General features: G+C 62.2%; 15 protein-coding genes and 1 pseudogene. 14 read left to right on the top strand and 2 right to left on the bottom strand.

From position 1 onward, the window contains the following. Positions 1-7: 7 nt before the first annotated feature. A complete protein-coding gene (locus A3722_RS10530; RefSeq protein WP_067630842.1) occupies positions 8-646 on the top strand; it encodes an SOS response-associated peptidase in 639 nt (212 codons plus the stop codon). On the opposite strand, the gene A3722_RS10525 is transcribed toward A3722_RS10530, so the two are convergent. Together A3722_RS10525 and A3722_RS10520 are read right to left on the bottom strand one after the other, a co-directional pair. Further along, positions 643-2073 carry a UdgX family uracil-DNA binding protein gene (locus A3722_RS10525; protein ID WP_067630844.1) on the bottom strand — a complete coding sequence of 477 codons (1431 nt, stop codon included), beginning with the start codon at positions 2071-2073 and terminating at the stop codon, positions 643-645. The two genes, A3722_RS10530 and A3722_RS10525, sit on opposite strands and share 4 nt — an antisense overlap. Then, the gene (locus A3722_RS10520; RefSeq protein ID WP_067630847.1) at positions 2073-3308 is read right to left on the bottom strand and encodes a putative DNA modification/repair radical SAM protein; all 1236 of its coding nucleotides are present in this window, start codon (positions 3306-3308) and stop codon (positions 2073-2075) included. The genes A3722_RS10525 and A3722_RS10520 overlap by 1 nt, the downstream gene beginning before the upstream one ends. A gap of 225 nt (positions 3309-3533) precedes the next feature. On the opposite strand from A3722_RS10520, the gene dctP reads away from it, so the two are divergent. The 13 genes and pseudogenes from dctP to A3722_RS10455 form a co-directional block, all read left to right on the top strand. Beyond that, the gene (gene dctP, locus A3722_RS10515) at positions 3534-4505 is read left to right on the top strand and encodes a TRAP transporter substrate-binding protein DctP (RefSeq protein WP_067630849.1); all 972 of its coding nucleotides are present in this window, start codon (positions 3534-3536) and stop codon (positions 4503-4505) included. Between the two features lie 7 nt (positions 4506-4512). Further along, complete coding sequence (locus A3722_RS10510; RefSeq protein WP_067630853.1) at positions 4513-5007, top strand: TRAP transporter small permease; 495 nt, start codon at positions 4513-4515, stop codon at positions 5005-5007. A gap of 1 nt (position 5008) precedes the next feature. Further along, the gene (locus tag A3722_RS10505) at positions 5009-6325 is read left to right on the top strand and encodes a TRAP transporter large permease (protein ID WP_067630856.1); all 1317 of its coding nucleotides are present in this window, start codon (positions 5009-5011) and stop codon (positions 6323-6325) included. Positions 6326-6500: 175 nt separating this feature from the next. Then, positions 6501-8018, top strand: a complete 1518-nt coding sequence (locus tag A3722_RS10500) for a malonate--CoA ligase (protein WP_067630858.1) — start codon at positions 6501-6503, stop codon at positions 8016-8018. Positions 8019-8192: 174 nt separating this feature from the next. Then, positions 8193-11051 carry a monovalent cation/H+ antiporter subunit A gene (locus A3722_RS10495; protein WP_067630861.1) on the top strand — a complete coding sequence of 953 codons (2859 nt, stop codon included), beginning with the start codon at positions 8193-8195 and terminating at the stop codon, positions 11049-11051. 2 nt (positions 11052-11053) lie between these two features. Continuing rightward, entirely contained in the window at positions 11054-11401 is a 348-nt protein-coding gene (locus tag A3722_RS10490) for a Na+/H+ antiporter subunit C (protein ID WP_067630864.1), read from the top strand. Beyond that, on the top strand, positions 11398-12942 hold the full coding sequence (locus A3722_RS10485) for a monovalent cation/H+ antiporter subunit D (RefSeq protein WP_067630867.1): 1545 nt from the start codon (positions 11398-11400) through the stop codon (positions 12940-12942). The genes A3722_RS10490 and A3722_RS10485 overlap by 4 nt, the downstream gene beginning before the upstream one ends. Before the next feature lies 1 nt (position 12943). Beyond that, the gene (locus tag A3722_RS10480; protein WP_067630869.1) at positions 12944-13444 is read left to right on the top strand and encodes a Na+/H+ antiporter subunit E; all 501 of its coding nucleotides are present in this window, start codon (positions 12944-12946) and stop codon (positions 13442-13444) included. After that, positions 13441-13728, top strand: a complete 288-nt coding sequence (locus A3722_RS10475; RefSeq protein ID WP_067630872.1) for a K+/H+ antiporter subunit F — start codon at positions 13441-13443, stop codon at positions 13726-13728. Before A3722_RS10480 ends, A3722_RS10475 begins: the two co-directional genes overlap by 4 nt. Then, positions 13725-14120 (top strand): monovalent cation/H(+) antiporter subunit G, encoded by a 396-nt coding sequence (mnhG, locus tag A3722_RS10470; protein ID WP_067630875.1) that lies wholly within the window; start codon positions 13725-13727, stop codon positions 14118-14120. The genes A3722_RS10475 and mnhG overlap by 4 nt, the downstream gene beginning before the upstream one ends. A 119-nt stretch (positions 14121-14239) precedes the next feature. Continuing rightward, the gene (locus tag A3722_RS10465) at positions 14240-15859 is read left to right on the top strand and encodes a caspase family protein (RefSeq protein WP_067916116.1); all 1620 of its coding nucleotides are present in this window, start codon (positions 14240-14242) and stop codon (positions 15857-15859) included. Between the two features lie 128 nt (positions 15860-15987). Continuing rightward, positions 15988-16908, top strand: coding sequence for a choline ABC transporter substrate-binding protein (locus A3722_RS10460; protein WP_067626914.1), 921 nt, complete (start codon positions 15988-15990; stop codon positions 16906-16908). Between the two features lie 86 nt (positions 16909-16994). Next, positions 16995-17454: pseudogene (locus A3722_RS10455) on the top strand (choline ABC transporter permease subunit); the annotation flags it as partial.

Raw genomic sequence — 17454 nt, 5'->3', positions numbered from 1 at the left:
GACGAAAATGTGCAATCTTTATTCCCTCACCAAGGGGCAGGACGCGATCCGCGGCTGGTTCGACGGGATCGAGGACCGCGCGGGTAATCTGCCGCCGATGCCCGGCATCTACCCCGATTACCCGGCCCCGGTGGTGCGCCACGGCGATGGCGGTCCGGTGCTGGAGATGATGCGGTGGGGGATGCCCTCTCCGGTCTTCGCGCTCAAGGGCAAAAAGACCGACCGCGGCGTGACCAACATCCGCAACATCGCCTCGCCGCATTGGCGGCGCTGGCTGGGGGCCGAGCATCGCTGCGTGGTGCCCTTCACCGCCTTTTCCGAACCGCTGAACCGCCCCGGAGAGCGCTCGCGCCCGGTCTGGTTCGCGCTTGGCGAGGACCGTCCGCTGGCCTTTTTTGCGGGCGTTTGGACCGAATGGACGAGCGTGCGCAAACTGAAGGACGGCGAGACCACTGATACCCTCTATGGCTTTCTGACCACCGAAGCCAATGCCGAGGTCGGGGCCGTGCACCCCAAGGCGATGCCGGTGATCCTGACCACGCCCGATGAGGTGCAGGCGTGGCTGACAGTTGAAACGGCCGAGCTGCCCAGCCTGCAACGCCCCTTGCCGGACGGCACGCTCCAGGTCATCGACCCCGAGGATTAAGCCGCCTCTGCCATCATCCGCGCCGCCATCGCCAGATCGGAGCGGAACTGCGCCGTGGCCTCTTCGCGCAGCGCCGGATCCGGCACGCGCAGCAGATAGGACGGGTGCAGGGTGATCAGCACCGGGATGCCTTCTGGCCCCGTCTCGATCGTGCCACGGCGTTTCAGGATGCCCGTGCCCTTGCCCGTCAGGCTTTGCGCCGCTGTGGCGCCCATGGCGAGGATCAGCTTGGGCTGCACCTGCGCCACCTCGGCGTTCATCCACCAGCGGCATTGGTCGATTTCTGGCGTCTCAGGACGCTGGTGAATGCGGCGTTTGCCGCGGGCGGTGAACTTGAAGTGTTTGACGGCATTGGTGACGAAAGCCGCCTCGCGGTCGAGGCCGGCCTCTGCCGCCACGCGGTCGCACATCTGCCCGGCAGGGCCCACAAAGGGACGGCCCGCGAGATCCTCCTGATCGCCGGGTTGTTCACCGACCACCATCAGATCGGCGCGGTTTGGCCCTTCGCCCGGCACGGCTTGGGTCGCATGGCAATGCAGCGGGCAGCGGGTGCAGGCGCGGATCGCGGTGGGCAGGTCCTCCATCGGGCCGTCCCAAGCGGATGAGAAGGCCGAAAGCTGCGCCTGCACCCGGTCCATCCGCACCGGCGGCAGGGTGGGTGCTGCTTCGGCCATGGCACGGGCGCGGGCCGGGGCCTCGGCGATCATCTGTGGGATGAAGGCGGCTTCGGGCATGTTCTTCCAGTATTTCTTGGGCATCTCGGATTGCATCGCCTTCACCATCAGGCGGGCGGGGTTAAAGATGTTCTGGAAGTAGGTGATCCAAAGCTGCTCGCCCGCGTCTTCGGGCAGGTCGGGTTTTTCGTGGCCCTCTTGGAACGTGAGTTTGCCGTTCTCGAAGATCGCCGAGACATCGGGCGTCAGGATGCGCCAGTCCATATCGGAAAACCGCCGCACGAAGAAATCCGCCGTCGGCTCCACCGTGTGATGCGTGGGCTCGAACCACGCGGCGAAGCTGCGGCGCGGGGCGTCGGGCGCGCCGATCTCGCGGAAGCGGACGAAGGCCTTCATCTTGTGCTGGCAGCGGCGGACGTTCTTCTCCATCCCCCGCAGCACGGCGAGGTCGGCATCGCCCCGGTCGGACATCAGATGCGGCGCGTCCTTCACGCGCCAGAGGAAGGCATAGAGCCGCGCGAAACGTTCGGGATCGCTGTGCCAGACGGCCGTTTCCGCCATCGAGACGAAGCTGCGCGGCACCGCGACGCGGCCCGTGGCGGTGGGGGCGGCCTCGCCGCCGAAAAGATCGGGCACGGCGGCATGGTCGCCCCAGAGGATCTGCTCGGGCGGGATACCGGCGGCCAAAAAGCCGCGCGCCGCCTCGCGCCATGCCTTCGCGGTACCGATCGGGGGCAGGGAGACACGCTGCATCAGAACAGGGTCAACTGTTCGGGCGGCGGCGCGAAGCGCGCGCGCAGGTCGGCGCTGTCGGTGAGTGTGCCGGGCGACCAGCCGCCTGCCGTTACAAAGGCGCGGGCCTTTTTCATCGACGCGCCCATGCGGGTCAGGTCTTCGTAGCGCAGGGACCGGTGGCGGCGGGCGGCGAGGATGCGGGCCACCGTTTTGACGCCAAAACCCGGCACCCGCAGCAGCATCTCGCGGCTGGCGCGGTTCACGTCGAGCGGGAAGTGCTCGCGGTGCACCAGCGCCCATGCGAGTTTCGGATCGACCTCAAGGTCGAGATTGCCGTCGCGGGTGACGGAGGTGATCTCGTCCAGCTGGAAATCATAAAACCGCAGCAGCCAATCGGCCTGATAAAGCCGATGTTCGCGTTGCAGGGGCGGGCGGATCAGCGGCAGTTTGGCGGAACTGTCGGGGATTGGCGAGAAGGCGGAATAGTAAACGCGCTTCAGCTTGTAGCTGGAGTAAAGCCGGGTCGATTGGCCCAGCACTGTGGCGTCGTTCGACCCATCCGCGCCGATGATCATCTGCGTTGACTGGCCAGCAGGCGCAAAACGGGGCGGGCGCTTGCCAGAGAAGGATTTCTCTTTGCTCGCCTCCTTGGTCATCCGCACATTCGCCATGGCCCGGCGGATCTGCTCGGGCTTCTTCTCGGGCGCATATTGCTGCACCGCGCTGTCGGTGGGAAGTTCGACATTGATCGACAGTCGGTCGGCGAGACGGCCTGCTTCCTCGATCAACTCAGGGGAAGCATCGGGGATCGTCTTGAGGTGGATATAGCCGCGAAAATTCTCTTCGTGCCGCAGTTTGCGGGCGATCTGCACCATGTCGGACATCGTCGCATCCGGTGAGCGGATCACGCCGGAGGACAAAAAAAGCCCTTCGATATAGTTGCGGCGGTAGAATTCGATGGTGAGCTTGACCACCTCATCCACGCTGAACCGCGCCCGGTCGACGTTGGAGGACACGCGGTTGATGCAATAGCTACAATCGTAGATGCAGAAATTGGTCATCAGGATCTTGAGCAGACTGATGCACCGCCCGTCGGGGGCGTATGCGTGGCAGATGCCGCTGCCTTCGTTTGAGCCCAGCCCCTTGCCATCGCGCGAGTCGCGTTTGGTCGAGCCGGAGGAGGCGCAGGAGGCGTCGTATTTCGCCGCGTCGCTGAGAATCGCCAGTTTTTGATCGAGTGTCTGCTTTGCCATGCGTTCTATATATGTTCTCATGGCTAGGGTGTCATTAAACTATCTTAATGCCGCGACAATCTGCGCAGGGCACCGCCTGTGCGACGGCGCGGGCAGGGGTGAGAGTTTAAATTGACGTAGCGAAATCTTGTCGCTACGAATTACATGCAGATACATATTATGCATATGCATGCGAGAGCACCGGGGCAAAGATCGCGGGCTTTTGATCACAACTGGGAGACGATCATGAAAACAACAACTACGCTCAGCGCGGCGCTCTTTGCCGTCAGCACCCTTGCCACCACCAGCACCGCCAGCGCCGACGAAGTGACGCTGCGCGCCGTGTCGGCCTTTACCCTTGGCACCGCCTTTAGCCGCGAGTTTGAATCCTTTGTCGAATGGATCAACGAGAACGGCAAGGGGGTCGTGCAGATCAATATGGTCGGCGGGCCGGAGGCCGTGCCGCCCTTTGAATTGGGCAACGCGGTGCAATCTGGCGTTGTCGACATCGCCAATAACACCACGGCCTATTACCCCAACCTGCTGCCCACGGGCGACGCGCTGCATCTGGCGGAAAACACCATTCAAGAGCAGCGCGAGAACGGCTGTTATGAACTGGTCGACCGCATCCACCAAGAGCAGATGAACGTCAAATACCTCGGCCATGGCGGCGACGGGATCGGCTATCACCTCTATCTGACCAAGCCGGTCGAAGGGCCGGACCTCAGCGGTCTGACCATCCGCACCACGCCGGTTTATCAGGCGATGTTCACGCAACTGGGCGCCAATCTGGTGCGCACCGCGCCGGGCGAAGTCTATAGCGCGCTGGAGCGTGGGGCGATTGACGGTTACGGCTGGCCCTCGCAGGGTGTGCTTGATCTCGGCTGGGACGAGCAGACGAAATACCGGGTCGACCCGAGCTTTTACAACGTCGACGTGAACCTGCTGGTGAACCTCGACACATGGAATGGCCTGACCGACGAACAACGCGCCAAACTCGAAGAGGGCGCGGCTTGGATGGAGGAGCTTAACAACGACAATGCCGACCGCAACGCGACGGAATACGCCGCACAGGCGGATGCGGGGATCGAGACGATCACCTTCAGCGACGCCGATGCTGAAGCTTGGACCAATGCCGCGCGCGATGCCGGTTGGGCGGCGGTCGAAGAGGTCGATGCCGATCTTGCGCAGCAGATGCGCGCCTGCATGACCAAGTGATCGCCCGATGATCTCAACATTGTTTGACCGGACACTCCGGGGGCTGGCCGTTTTCTCGGCCGGTATCCTCGGGGTGATCGCGGTGTTTATCGCGATCAACGTGGTACTGCGCAATCTCGGCTTGCCGGTGGTCTATGGCGCGCTGGATGCAATCCAATATGCGTTGATGATTGCCACCTTTCTTGGCGCGCCTTGGGTGCTGTCGATTGGTGGGCATGTGAAGGTTGATCTGATCACCAGCAACCTGTCGCAGCGCACCGCCCATGCTTTGACCCGCCTGACCAGCGCCATCGGCGCGGTGACGGCGGGGGTGCTGGGCTGGTACGGGCTGCAGGCGGTGCTGGCCTCTGCCGCCCGCGGATCGATGATCCGCACGTCTTTCGTGATCCCGGAGTGGTGGATGCTGGCCTTTGTGCCGCTGTCGCTGGCGCTTTGCACGATCATCTTTATTCGTCGTCTGCTCTATCCGGAAACGGCCGAGCGTAGTTTGAGTGGTCTTTGAGATGGATTGGGGCCTGACACTGACCTTGATGCTGGGCGGATTGGCGGTTTTGCTGCTGATCGGTCTGCCGGTCGCCTTTGCCTTTATCGCCGTGACCACCGTAGGCGCCTATTTCGTATTGGGCGGAGACCGCGGCATTCTGCAACTGGCACGCAACTCGGCGCAATCGGTGGCGAATTTTCAACTCGCGCCGATACCGCTTTTTATCCTGATGGGGGAAATACTCTTTCAAACCGGGGTCGCGCACCGGGCCATTGACGCGATCGAGCGGGTGGTGACGCGCATCCCGGGCCGCATGTCGGTCGTCACGATCTTTGGCGGCACGATTTTTGCAGCCCTTTCCGGCTCGACCATCGCCAATACCGCGATGCTGGGCGGCACGCTGCTGCCGGGGATGCTGAAACGGGGCTATCACCCCTCGATGGCGATGGGGCCGATCATGGCCTCGGGCGCAATTGCGATGTTGATCCCGCCCTCGGCACTGGCGGTTCTGGTGGGCTCGCTCGCGGGTATTTCCATCGCCGGGCTGCTGATCGCGGGGGTGCTGCCCGCGTTGCTGCTGGCGGTGCTTTTCGTGGCCTATGTGGTGGGGCGAAGCCTTCTGGACCCGAAGGTCGCGCCGCCCGATGCCTACGAAGAAATGCCGCTGCGCGAACGTTGGACGCCCTTCGTGATCTATGTGCTGCCGCTGTCGGTGCTTTTCGCGGTGGTGATCGGTTCGCTGCTCGCTGGCATTGCCACACCTACGGAAAGCGCCGCCCTTGGCAGCATCACCGCTGTGATCATCGGGGCGGCCTATCGCGCCCTGAGTTGGGAGAAGATGGGCCGCGCGCTGATGGAGACGCTGAAGCTGTCGGTGATGATCCTGTTCATCATTGCGGCCAGCCAGACCTTTGCGCAGGTGCTGTCCTTTTCAGGCGCGACCAATGGGCTGATCAACGCAATCAACGCGGTCGATCCGACGCCGCTGATGGTGCTTTTGGGGATGATCGCGATCCTGCTCTTTTTGGGGTGCTTCATTGATCAGGTGTCGATGCTGATGGTCACCGTGCCGGTCTTCGTGCCCTTGGCGGGTGCGATGGAGATCAACGAGCTGACCCTCGGCGTGGTCTACCTGCTGACGATGGAGATCGGCCTGCTGACGCCGCCCTTTGGGTTGCTGCTGTTTGTCATGCGCGGGGTCGCACCTGCGGAGATACGCATGCCGCAGATCTATGCCTCGGTCATGCCCTTTCTGTTGATCAAGATCTTCGTGCTGGCGCTGGTCGTCTGGCTGCCGGGTATCGGCACATGGTTGCCCGGTTTGATGGGCCGCTGAAAATTGGGGCGGCGCGCCTCAGCGCCGCCCCGCAAGCTATTGCCTTAATTCGACATTTGCCGACTGTGCCGCCGCGCGCGGGCTTCGGTTGGCTTGCATTACCCCGCGTGATGCGGTTGTAATCCCGCAAGGAGGCAGTCGGCTTTCCCAAGAACAACACGCGAGGAGCACCGTGATGGCAAACCCCCTTTATGACACTCTGTTTGGCCGTCACGCTGGCAAAACGACGGCCTTTCTGCATCTCGAAGGCGGGGTCGTGCTGACCCATGCAGGCTTTCTGGGCCGGGCTGCCCGTTTTGCCCATGTGCTGACCGAGTTGGGGGTGAAGTCCGGCGACCGGCTGGCGGTACAAATCGACAAATCCGCCGATGCGCTGGCGCTCTATGCCGCCTGCGTGCAGGCGGGGGTGATCTTTTTGCCGCTCAACACCGCCTATACCGCAGACGAAGTGCGCTATTTCGTGACCGACAGCGGCGCCGCGGCCTTTGTCTGTCAGCCCGCGCGCCGAAATGAGATGGCCCCGGTGGCCAAGGCCGCAGGCTGTCAGCTTGAGACCTTGGGCACGGAGAACGATGGCAGCTTTGCGGATCGTGCGACCTCGGCCTCCGATAATTTTGAGACTGTGGCACGGGACGCCGATGACCTTGCGGCCTTCCTCTATACCTCGGGCACCACGGGGCGCTCTAAGGGGGCGATGCTGACGCAGGCGAACCTTTTGTCAAACGCGCAGACGCTGGCCGATCTGTGGCGTTTCACCGCGCGGGACGTGTTGCTGCATGCGCTGCCGATCTTTCACACGCACGGGCTGTTCGTGGCGACCAATGTGACGCTGGTGGCGGGGGGCGCGATGATCTTTATGCCCAAGCTCGACATCGACCGGTTGATCGACCGGATGCCCCATGCCACCGTGATGATGGGGGTGCCGACCTTCTACACCCGGCTTTTGGACGACGCGCGTTTCACCCGTGAGACGACGGCGAACATGCGGCTGTTCATCTCCGGCTCGGCCCCGCTGTTGGCCGAAACCCATGTCGATTTCGAAACCCGGACCGGCCACCGTATCCTAGAGCGTTACGGCATGACCGAGACCAATATGAACACCTCAAACCCCTATGAAGGCGAGCGCCGCGCGGGCACCGTGGGCCTGCCGCTGCCGGATGTGGAGTTGAAAATCACCGACCCCAAAACCGGCGCGACCCTGCCGGACGGAGAGATCGGCAGCATCGAAGTACGTGGCCCGAATGTCTTCAAGGGCTATTGGCAGATGCCCGAGAAAACCGCCGCCGAACTGCGCGAAGATGGCTTTTTCATCACCGGCGATCTGGGGCGGCGCGATGCGGATGGCTATGTGAGCATCGTTGGGCGCGACAAAGACCTGATCATCTCGGGCGGCTATAATATCTACCCTAAGGAGGTCGAACTGCTGCTCGACGACCAACCGGGCGTGTTGGAGAGCGCGGTGTTTGGCGTGCCGCATCCCGATTTCGGGGAAAGCGTGGTGGCGGTGTTGGTGGCGCGCCGGGGCGCGGAGTTGGACCTTGCGCAGATCGCCGGGGATGTGGCCGGATCGCTGGCCAAGTTCAAACGACCCGCCAAGCTGATCGTCCTGCCGGAATTGCCGCGCAACACGATGGGCAAGGTGCAAAAGAACGTGCTGCGCGACACCTACCGGGACTTGTTTCAACCGGGGTAGGGGCGCCCGAGGGCCATTCTAGCGGGCATAGGGGCGGCGGTATCGCCATCCCACGGGGCAGGACTGCGGTGTAACCTGCGACAATCTGGCGTTTAATGCCCGGTTTCGCTTGAGGTGCCGGGAAAATTTCTACAAAACGTGGTGACCTTTCAGTCCGCCAGATCAGGAGTTCGCGTGTCCCTCTTCCTTATCGTTGCCTTGCCCTTCTTGGGCGCATTGTTACCCGGACTGATGAATTCCGCAGGGCGTCAAGCCTGCGCCGGGGTGACCTTTATGGTGACCCTCGTGGCGCTGGTGGGGTTGCTGACCCATCTGCCTGCCGTGCTGGCGGGCGAATTGGTCACCGCGCGGGTTGACTGGATCCCGCAGCTTGGCCTGAACCTGACCTTGATGCTCGACAGTCTTGGGTTTTTCTTTGCCTGTCTGATCCTTGGCATCGGTCTGTTGATCATCGCCTATGCGCGGTCTTACCTGTCACGCGACGATCATATGGGTGAGTTTTTCACCTATCTGCTGCTGTTCCAAGGCGCGATGGTCGGCATCGTTCTAAGCGATAACGTGTTGATCTTGCTGATCTTCTGGGAGCTAACCTCGCTGTCGTCCTTCCTGCTGATCGGCTATTGGAAACACCTGCCCGAAGGCCGTCAAGGCGCACGCATGGCGTTGACCGTGACGGGCATGGGCGGCCTTGCGATGATCGGTGGCATGTTGCTGCTGGGTCAGATCGTCGGCAGCTATGACCTGAGCGTGATCCTCGACAACCGCGAGATGATCCAAGCCTCGCCCCTCTATCTGCCCGCGCTGATCCTGATCCTCTTGGGCTGTTTCACCAAATCGGCGCAGTTCCCGTTCCACTTCTGGCTGCCCCACGCGATGGCAGCACCAACGCCGGTCTCGGCCTATCTGCACTCCGCCACCATGGTGAAGGCGGGGATCTTCCTGATGGCGCGGATGTGGCCGGTGCTGTCTGGCACGCCGGAATGGTTCGTCATCGTCACCACGGCGGGGCTTATCACCATGGTGCTGGGCGCGGTCATCGCGCTGTTTAAACATGACCTCAAGGCGCTGCTGGCCTTTTCGACCGTCAGCCACCTTGGTCTGATCACCATGCTTTTGGGCACCGGCACGGCCTTTGGCGCGATGGCGGCAGTGTTTCACATCCTGAACCACGCGACCTTTAAGGCCGCGCTCTTTATGTCGGCGGGGATCGTGGATCACGCGGTGCATACCCGTGACATCCGCCGTTTGGGCGGGCTGCGGCATCTGATGCCTGTGACCTTTGTCATCGCCACGCTGGCGGCGCTGTCGATGGCGGGGATCCCGCTGCTCAACGGCTTCCTGTCGAAAGAGATGATGCTGGAAGAGACCCTGCACACGAAGCTCTTTGACATGCCGTGGCTGGTGCCGGGGCTTGCGACCTTTGGTGCGCTCTTCTCTGCCGCCTATAGCTTCCGGCTGATCGGCCATACCTTCCTTGGCAAAGAGCGTGACGACTATCCCGACCATCCGCATGACCCCAAGCCCGGTCTGTGGCTGCCGCCTGCGTTGTTGATCATCCCCGTTGTGGTGATCGGCCTCGCACCGTTTCTGGCTGAGCCTTTCGTCAAGCTGGTGACCGCTTCGGTTCTCGGCGGCGCGGCAGAGATGCCTTCGACTCATCTCAAAATCTGGCAAGGGCTGGGTCCGGCGCTTTATATGTCGATCATCGCGGTTGTCGGTGGCCTGATCCTACTGGCGCTTTTCACCCCGCTTCTGCGTGTTTGGGATGCCACGCCCCGGCCCGAGGCCAAGTCGATCTTTGACCGCATCATCGCGGCCTTTGTCGGCCTGTCGCAGGCGATGTCGCTGCGTCTGCACAACGGGGCGTTCTCGCGCTATGCCGCGATCATGGCGGTGACCGTGGTTGTAGTGGGCTATTACGCTTGGGCCACCGGCACCGTCGGGGCCGCGACCCGTGCGTTGCAGCCGACCAACGCAGTGCAGATCGCGGGCTGGCTGATGCTGGTGGCGGCGGCCTGCGGGCTGGTGTTCCTGCATCGCAACCGCCTGTTATCGCTGATCCTGATCGGCATCGTGGGGCTGATCGTCTCGGCCGGTTTCGTCTTTTTCAGCGCGCCTGACTTGGCGATGACCCAGCTGACGGTCGAGGTGGTGACGATCATCCTGCTGCTCTTGGCGCTGAACTTCCTGCCCAACCGCACACCGATCGAAAGCAGCGTGCTGCGTCGGACGCGCGACGTTGTGGTCTCCCTCGCGGCGGGGGCGGCGACGATGGCGCTGTCCTATCACTACCTCCTGCGCGACACTGTCGCGCCGAGCATTTCTGAATTCCACCTTGCCAACTCCTACAAAGGCGGCGGCGGCACCAATGTGGTGAACGTGATCCTCGTCGATTTCCGGGGCTTTGACACCTATGGTGAGATCATCGTTCTGGGCATCGCTGCCTTGCTGATCTACGCCCTGACAGAAACGCTGCTGTCTGGCCCAGTACGCGCACGCCTGCTCAACCGCAAACCAGACCAGCCGCGGGCAGGGGACCGGCACCCGATGATGATGGTGGTGATGACCCGCGTCATCATGCCCGTCGTGCTGATGGTTGGTTTCTATATCTTCCTGCGCGGCCATAACGAGCCGGGCGGCGGGTTTATCGCCGGTCTGATCGTCTCCATCGCCGTGGTGATGCAGTATATGGCCAGCGGTTTTGCCTGGGCCTCGGCGCGGCTGCGCTATCCCTATCACGGGATCATCGGCACCGGCGTCTTGATCGCGGGGCTGACGGGGATCGGATCGTGGCTCTTTGCCAAACCCTTCCTGACATCGGATTTCACCTATGTGCGCATCCCGCCCTTCGACAAGTTCGAACTTGCAACTGCCGCGCTCTTTGATCTTGGCGTGTTCCTTGCCGTTGTCGGGGCGGTGATGCTGTCGCTCGAAAGCTTCTCGCGGCTGGCCCGCCGGGCGCATGTGCCTGAGGCCGATCACCCGATGGACATCGACCCATCGCGCGAAGACACCACCAAGGCGGAGGCATAAACATGGAACTTCTCGTCGCATCCGCCATCGGCATTCTGACGGCCTCTGGCCTCTATCTTGTGCTGCGCTTGCGGAGCTTTCCCGTCATCATGGGCACATCGCTGCTGACCTATGCGGTGAACGTATTTCTGTTCGCCTCAGGCCGTCTGACCGTGGGCGCGCCGCCGATCCTCACGGATGCCGCGCGCTATACCGATCCGCTGCCGCAAGCGCTGGTGCTGACCGCCATCGTGATTTCATTCGGCATGACCGCCGTGGTGGTGATGATCGCGCTTGGCGCCTATCTGGGCAACAATGACGACCATGTCGACGACCCGCTGACCGATATCAAGGCGGAGGACCGCACATGACCCATTGGCTGATCCTGCCCATCGTGCTGCCCGCATTTATTGCGCCCTTCATCATTTTGGCCGCACGCTACCACATCACCATCCAACGGGTGTTGTCGCTGTTCGGGGCGCTCGCGTTGGTCGCCGTGGGGCTTGGCCTGTCGGTCGAGGCGGCGAGCGGCGATGTCATGCTCTACCGTCTCAGCGATTGGGCCGCGCCCTTTGGCATCGTGCTGGTGGGCGACCGTCTGTCGACGCTGATGGTCACGCTGACGGCGGTGCTGGCGCTCTTCGTGCTGCTCTATGTCATCGGCTCGAAATGGGACGAACGCGGGCGGCATTTTCACGCGCTGTTCCAGTTCCAGCTGATGGGGATAATGGGGGCCTTCCTGACGGGCGACCTTTTCAACCTCTTCGTCTTTTTCGAAGTGCTGCTGATCGCTTCCTACGGGTTGATGATCCACGCCGGCGGCACGCCGCGGCTGCGGGCCGGGGTGCAATATGTGCTCTATAACCTCTTGGGCTCGACGCTGTTTCTCTTTGCGCTTGGGGCTATCTATGCCGAGACGGGAACGCTCAACATGGCCGATCTGGCGCAGCGCGTTGCCCTGATCGATACCGGCGCGACCGTGGGTATCCGCATCGCAGCGGTGCTGCTCTTGATGGTCTTCGCGGTCAAAGCTGCCGTGGTGCCGCTGCACTTCTGGCTGCCGTCGAGCTATGCCGAAGCACCCGGCCCTGTGGCGGCGCTTTTCGCGATCATGACCAAAGTCGGCGCCTATGCGATCATCCGCGTCTATACGCTGATCTTCCCGCCAGACCTTGCCGCCACGGCGGACCTGCACACAACATGGCTGCTGCCTGCCGCGCTGCTGTCGCTGGCGCTTGGCATGATCGGCGTGCTGGCGGCCAAGCAGTTGGACCGAATGGTCGCCTTTTCGGTGATTGGGTCGATGGGCATGGTGATGATTTCTATCGCTCTGTTCACGCCCGAAGGGATCGCCGCGGCGCTTTATTATATCGTGCATTCGACGCTGGCCGCAGGCGCGTTGTTCCTGATCGCCGATCTGGCGCGGGCGGGTCGGGACAATCTTGATCTGACGGCGCAGCCGCAGGTGGCGGGGGCCAAGCTGACCTCGGCCCTGTTCTTTGTCGCGGCTATCGCCATGGTCGGCGTGCCGCCGCTTTCGGGTTTTCTGGGCAAGTTGCTGATCATGGATGCTGCTGCCGAGAATGATTACTGGGTCTGGATCTGGGCCGTGATCTTAGGCGCGAGCCTTTTGAGCCTTGTCGGCTTTGGTCGCGCGGGCAGCGTGGTCTTCTGGAAATCTCGCAGCGTCACGCCGCAAGAGGGGGCCACCCCCGCCGAGGCGCCCTCGGCGCTGAGCTATGTGGCCGTGGGTGGCCTGCTGGCCCTTTTGGTCGCACATACCCTGTTGGCGGGCCCCGCCACACAATATGCCACGGCGATCTCGAACCAATTGTTCGGGCCGGAGCGTTACCTGAGCACCGTGCTGGAGACCCCCGGCAAGCTGTCGGACGGCAAAGAGGAGGCACATTGACATGATGCGACCGATCCGTTGGCTTTTGCCGCACCCGTTTCTGACCCTGCTGCTCACCGTTGTGTGGATTCTGCTGCAAAACAAGTTCAGCGCAGGCATGCTTGTTTTTGGCCTGATCCTCGGGATCGTGATCCCGGTGCTGACCGCGCGTTGGTGGACCGACCGGCCCCAAGGCATTCGCCCGCTGCGCATGATCGCCTATGTGATCTTGGTCCTGTGGGATATCATCATCGCCAATATCCAAGTGGCGTGGATCATCCTGACCAAATCCAACGCCAGCATGTCGCCCGCCTGGGTTGTCGTGCCGCTGGACCTGAAAGAACCCGAAGCGATCACGATTCTTGCGGGCACCATCACCCTGACCCCCGGCACCGTTTCGGCGGATCTGTCGGACAACGGGCGCTACCTGCTGGTACACGCGCTGGACGCCACTGACCCCGACGCCGTGCGCGATGAGATCAAAGACCGCTACGAACGCCGCTTGAAGGAGATTTTCGTATGACCCAAGCGACCGACCTTTTGACCCTTGCGCTTTATGGTGCCCTGACCTTGGTCGCCATCGCGCAGTTCATGGCGATGATCCGACTGTGGATCGGCCCCGGCACCGGGGACCGCATTCTGGCGCTGGACACGATGTTCATCAATGCCATCGGCATCATCGTGCTTTTGGGCATCCTGCAGGGCACGCAGATCTATTTTGAGGCGGCGCTGATCATCGCCATGCTGGGTTTCGTCTCAACCGTGGCCTATGCCCGGTTCGTCTTGCGCGGAGATATCATCGAATGAGCCCCGATATCATCGCCACCTATTTTATCATCGTGCTGCTGGTGATCGGCAGTTTCTTCGTGCTTGTCGCCGGGATTGGCTTGCTCAAGCTGAACGACCCGATGACCCGCCTGCACGCGCCGACCAAAGCCGCGACGCTGGGGATCGGGGCCTATCTGCTGGCGGCGATGGTGAGTTCGTTTCTGTCTGGAACGGGGTCGCTGCATGAACTGCTGATCATGGCCTTCATCTTTGTCACGGCTCCGGTTTCGGCAAATTTCATGGCCAAGGCGAATATCCACCGGCGCGATTGCCTGCCGCATCCGCCGGAACTGCCGGATGGCGATACGTGGGCCACGCTCAACGTGCCGGAAGAAGACCGCGAGATCGAAGAGACTTCGCCCAACGCCTGAACCACGGCAGCAAGGGTCGGATTCATTTCAAACTGTTACGATGGTGGAAACCTTTTCCTGCCAGCATAGGTTAATGGGCGGCGCCGCCCAACCGAAGCTGACCGAAAGGAGCCCGCCATATGCGTTTGACCGCGATCCTCTTGATGTTGTTTCTGCCCTTCGCTGCAGCGGCCCAAGACCGTGTGGCGATGGTGATTGGCATCTCTGCCTATGAGGATGCCGCCCCGCTTGACGGGCCGCGCGCCGATGCCGCGCTGCTGACCCAAACGTTAGAGGGGCAGGGGTTCGATGTTACCACGCTAATCGACACGGATAGCGCCACGCTCAAGCGGGAACTCTCTGACTTTGCCTTTCAGGCCGAAACGGCGGATATCGCCTTGATCTACTACGCGGGTCGCCGCGTCGCCTCGGGGGGGCAGAGCTATCTGATCCCGGTCGATGCGCCCTTGGCCCCGGCCTCGGCGCTGCGGCAACAGGGGGTGGCGCTGCCTGCGCTGCTGCGTGCGGCGGGCAAGGCGCGACAGATACGGCTTGTTTTGCTTGATAACTGCCATGCCGCCCCGCGCCAGTCGACCGCCCCGCTGCCGCCGCCCGAGCCGCGTCTTGGCACGCTGGTCGTCACCTCCGGTGAGGTGGGCGCCTGTGACAAGGGCGGTGAAAACGCGGGCCTTTTCGCGGCCACATTGGCCGAGGTTTTGACCGAGCCGGATGTCGAAGTCGGCGCCATGCTGGACGGATTTCGCGCCACGCTGCGCAGCCGTAGCGGCGGCAGCCTCTCCGCCCGGCGCTTTGGGCGGCTGACCCCGACGCCAGCTTTCATCGCAGAGACGGACAGCGCGGATGCGGCCCCGCAGACATGGGGGGATTTGGACCCCGCGCAGAGCCAGCGCTTGGCCGAATTGGCGCGGCAAGGGGACACCCGATCCCAACTTGGTCTTGCCGCCCTGCAAAGCGACCCTGACGATCCGCGCTATGACCCGCAAACCGCTGCGGCCCAACTGATGCGGGCAGTAGAAACCGGCTCTGCCGAGGCGCGGTATCAGCTTGCACAGCTTTATGAAGAAGGACGCGGCGTCGCTCAGGATGAGGCCCGCGCCATGGCCCTTTATCGCGACGCCGCCGAGCGGGGCCATGCCGGGGCGCTGAACGATCTGGGGTTCATCCATCTACAGGGGGAATTGGGGCAGGAAACCGATTCCGATCTGGCGTTGGACTATTTCCGCCGCGCAGCCGATAGGCGACACCCAGCGGCGATGTTCAACTTTGCCGCGATGATCGACGATGGCAAAGTGCCCGGTCGCGGGGCGGCGGATGCGGCACTCTATCTCTATCGCGCGCTGCGGGCGGGGGACGGCACGCTGCTGGGGCTGATGCAGGATGAGCCCAAACTTTTCAACAGCGAGACCCGCAAAGCCCTGCAACGCAAACTTTCGGATTTCGGATTTTACGACGGCGCGATTGACGGGCTTTACGGCGAGGGAACCCAAGCCGCGATCCGTGCGGCATTTGGGATGAAAGCGGCAGAGGGGCAGGGAGAAGCCCCTGAAACCGTTGAGGAAACGCAAGGGGCCGACACCCCCGAAGCGCCCCCGTCAACGCCCGCCACGCCCGTGGCTGCGCCTGCTCAGACACCCGCCGCCCCCGCAGAAGAGCCCCTAAAGATTGACGCCGAACCCGAGCCCGGCGCGGATGAAAATGTCACCCCGGTTCTACGCCCGAAACAGGCCGCGCGGGAGTGAGTTTTGAAACAAGTGGTATTGCTTTTTGCCCTCCAGTAAGTTGGCGAAATTAATCCGGTTGCAATATCGCGGCCGATGGCTTTTGATTGGCGCATCAGTCAATAAAAACTTCTCTGGGGAGAACACCAATGAAAAAACTGCTTATGACATCCGCTCTGGCGACGGTCGCCGCGTCCTCGCTGGCTGCTGCAGAATGCAACGAAGTCACCTTCTCTGACGTGGGTTGGACCGATATCACAGCGACCACCGCCGCCGCCTCTGTCGTGCTGGACGCGCTCGGCTATGATACCGAGACCAAGATCCTTGCCGTGCCGGTGACCTACACCTCTATGGCCTCTGGCGACATCGACGTGTTTTTGGGCAACTGGATGCCCACCATGGAAGGCGACATCGCGAAATATCGCGAAGAAGGCAGCGTCGACACCGTGCGCGCCAACCTTGAAGGCGCGAAATACACGCTGGCTGTGAACAAAGCCGCCGCCGACATGGGCATCAAGACCTTCGCCGACATCGCCGCCAACGCGGATGCGCTGGAAGGCGAAATCTATGGCATCGAGCCCGGCAATGACGGCAACCGTCTGATCCAGTCGATGATCGACGAGAATGCATTTGATCTGGGCGAGTTTGAGGTCGTTGAATCCTCCGAGCAGGGGATGCTGGCCCAAGTCCAGCGCGCCACCCGCAAAGAGGAGCCCGTCGTCTTCCTCGGTTGGGAACCGCACCCGATGAACGCCAACTTCGATCTGACCTATCTGGAAGGCGGCGATGACTACTTCGGCCCCGATCTGGGTGGTGCAACGGTCTATACCAACACCCGCGCCGGTTTTGTTGAGGAATGCCCGAACCTTGGTAAATTCCTGAACAACCTCGAGTTCACGCTTGAAATGGAGAATGAGATCATGGGCGCGATCCTTGATGACGGCGAAAAGCCGGAAGAGGCAGCCGCCGCTTGGATCAAAGCGAACTCCGACGTGCTCAGCACTTGGCTGGACGGTGTGACCACCGTCGATGGTGGCGACGCGATGGAAGCTGTCGCTTCGCTGAAGTGATCATCGCGATATGATGGAAAAGACCCGCCCCAGATCGATGGGGCGGGTCATTCTCATGCGCAATTCTCCAAGCCTGAAGGACTGACATGGACTGGCTGACAGAAAACAAGATCCCCGTGGCCGATGTGGCCGAAGACGCGCTGGATTGGCTGCAAACGAACGGAGCGTGGTTCTTTGACGGGCTGTCGGACCTGATGGAACGGCTGATCGACGCGATCCTCTGGGTGCTGCAAACCCCGCACCCGCTGATCCTCATCGCCGTGTTTGCCGCGATCACATGGGGCATTCAACGCAATTGGAAAACCGTGGCCTTTGTGGTGCTTGGTTTCCTTTTCATCCTTAACCAAGACTACTGGGAAGAGACGATGGAGAGCCTGACGCTCGTGCTCTCGGCCTGTGTGGTCTGTATGGGCGTCGGCGTGCCGATTGGCATCGCCGTGGCGCATCGGCCCCGGCTTTATGCATGGGTGGCCCCGGTCTTGGACCTGATGCAGACGCTGCCGACCTTCGTCTATCTGATCCCCGCGATTGTGTTCTTCGGTATCG

Source organism: Sulfitobacter sp. HI0027 (genome assembly GCF_001634775.1).
GTDB lineage: Bacteria > Pseudomonadota > Alphaproteobacteria > Rhodobacterales > Rhodobacteraceae > Sulfitobacter.
Note: the sequence above shows the minus strand (reverse complement) of the source record. Positions and strands in the feature narration are given on the sequence as shown.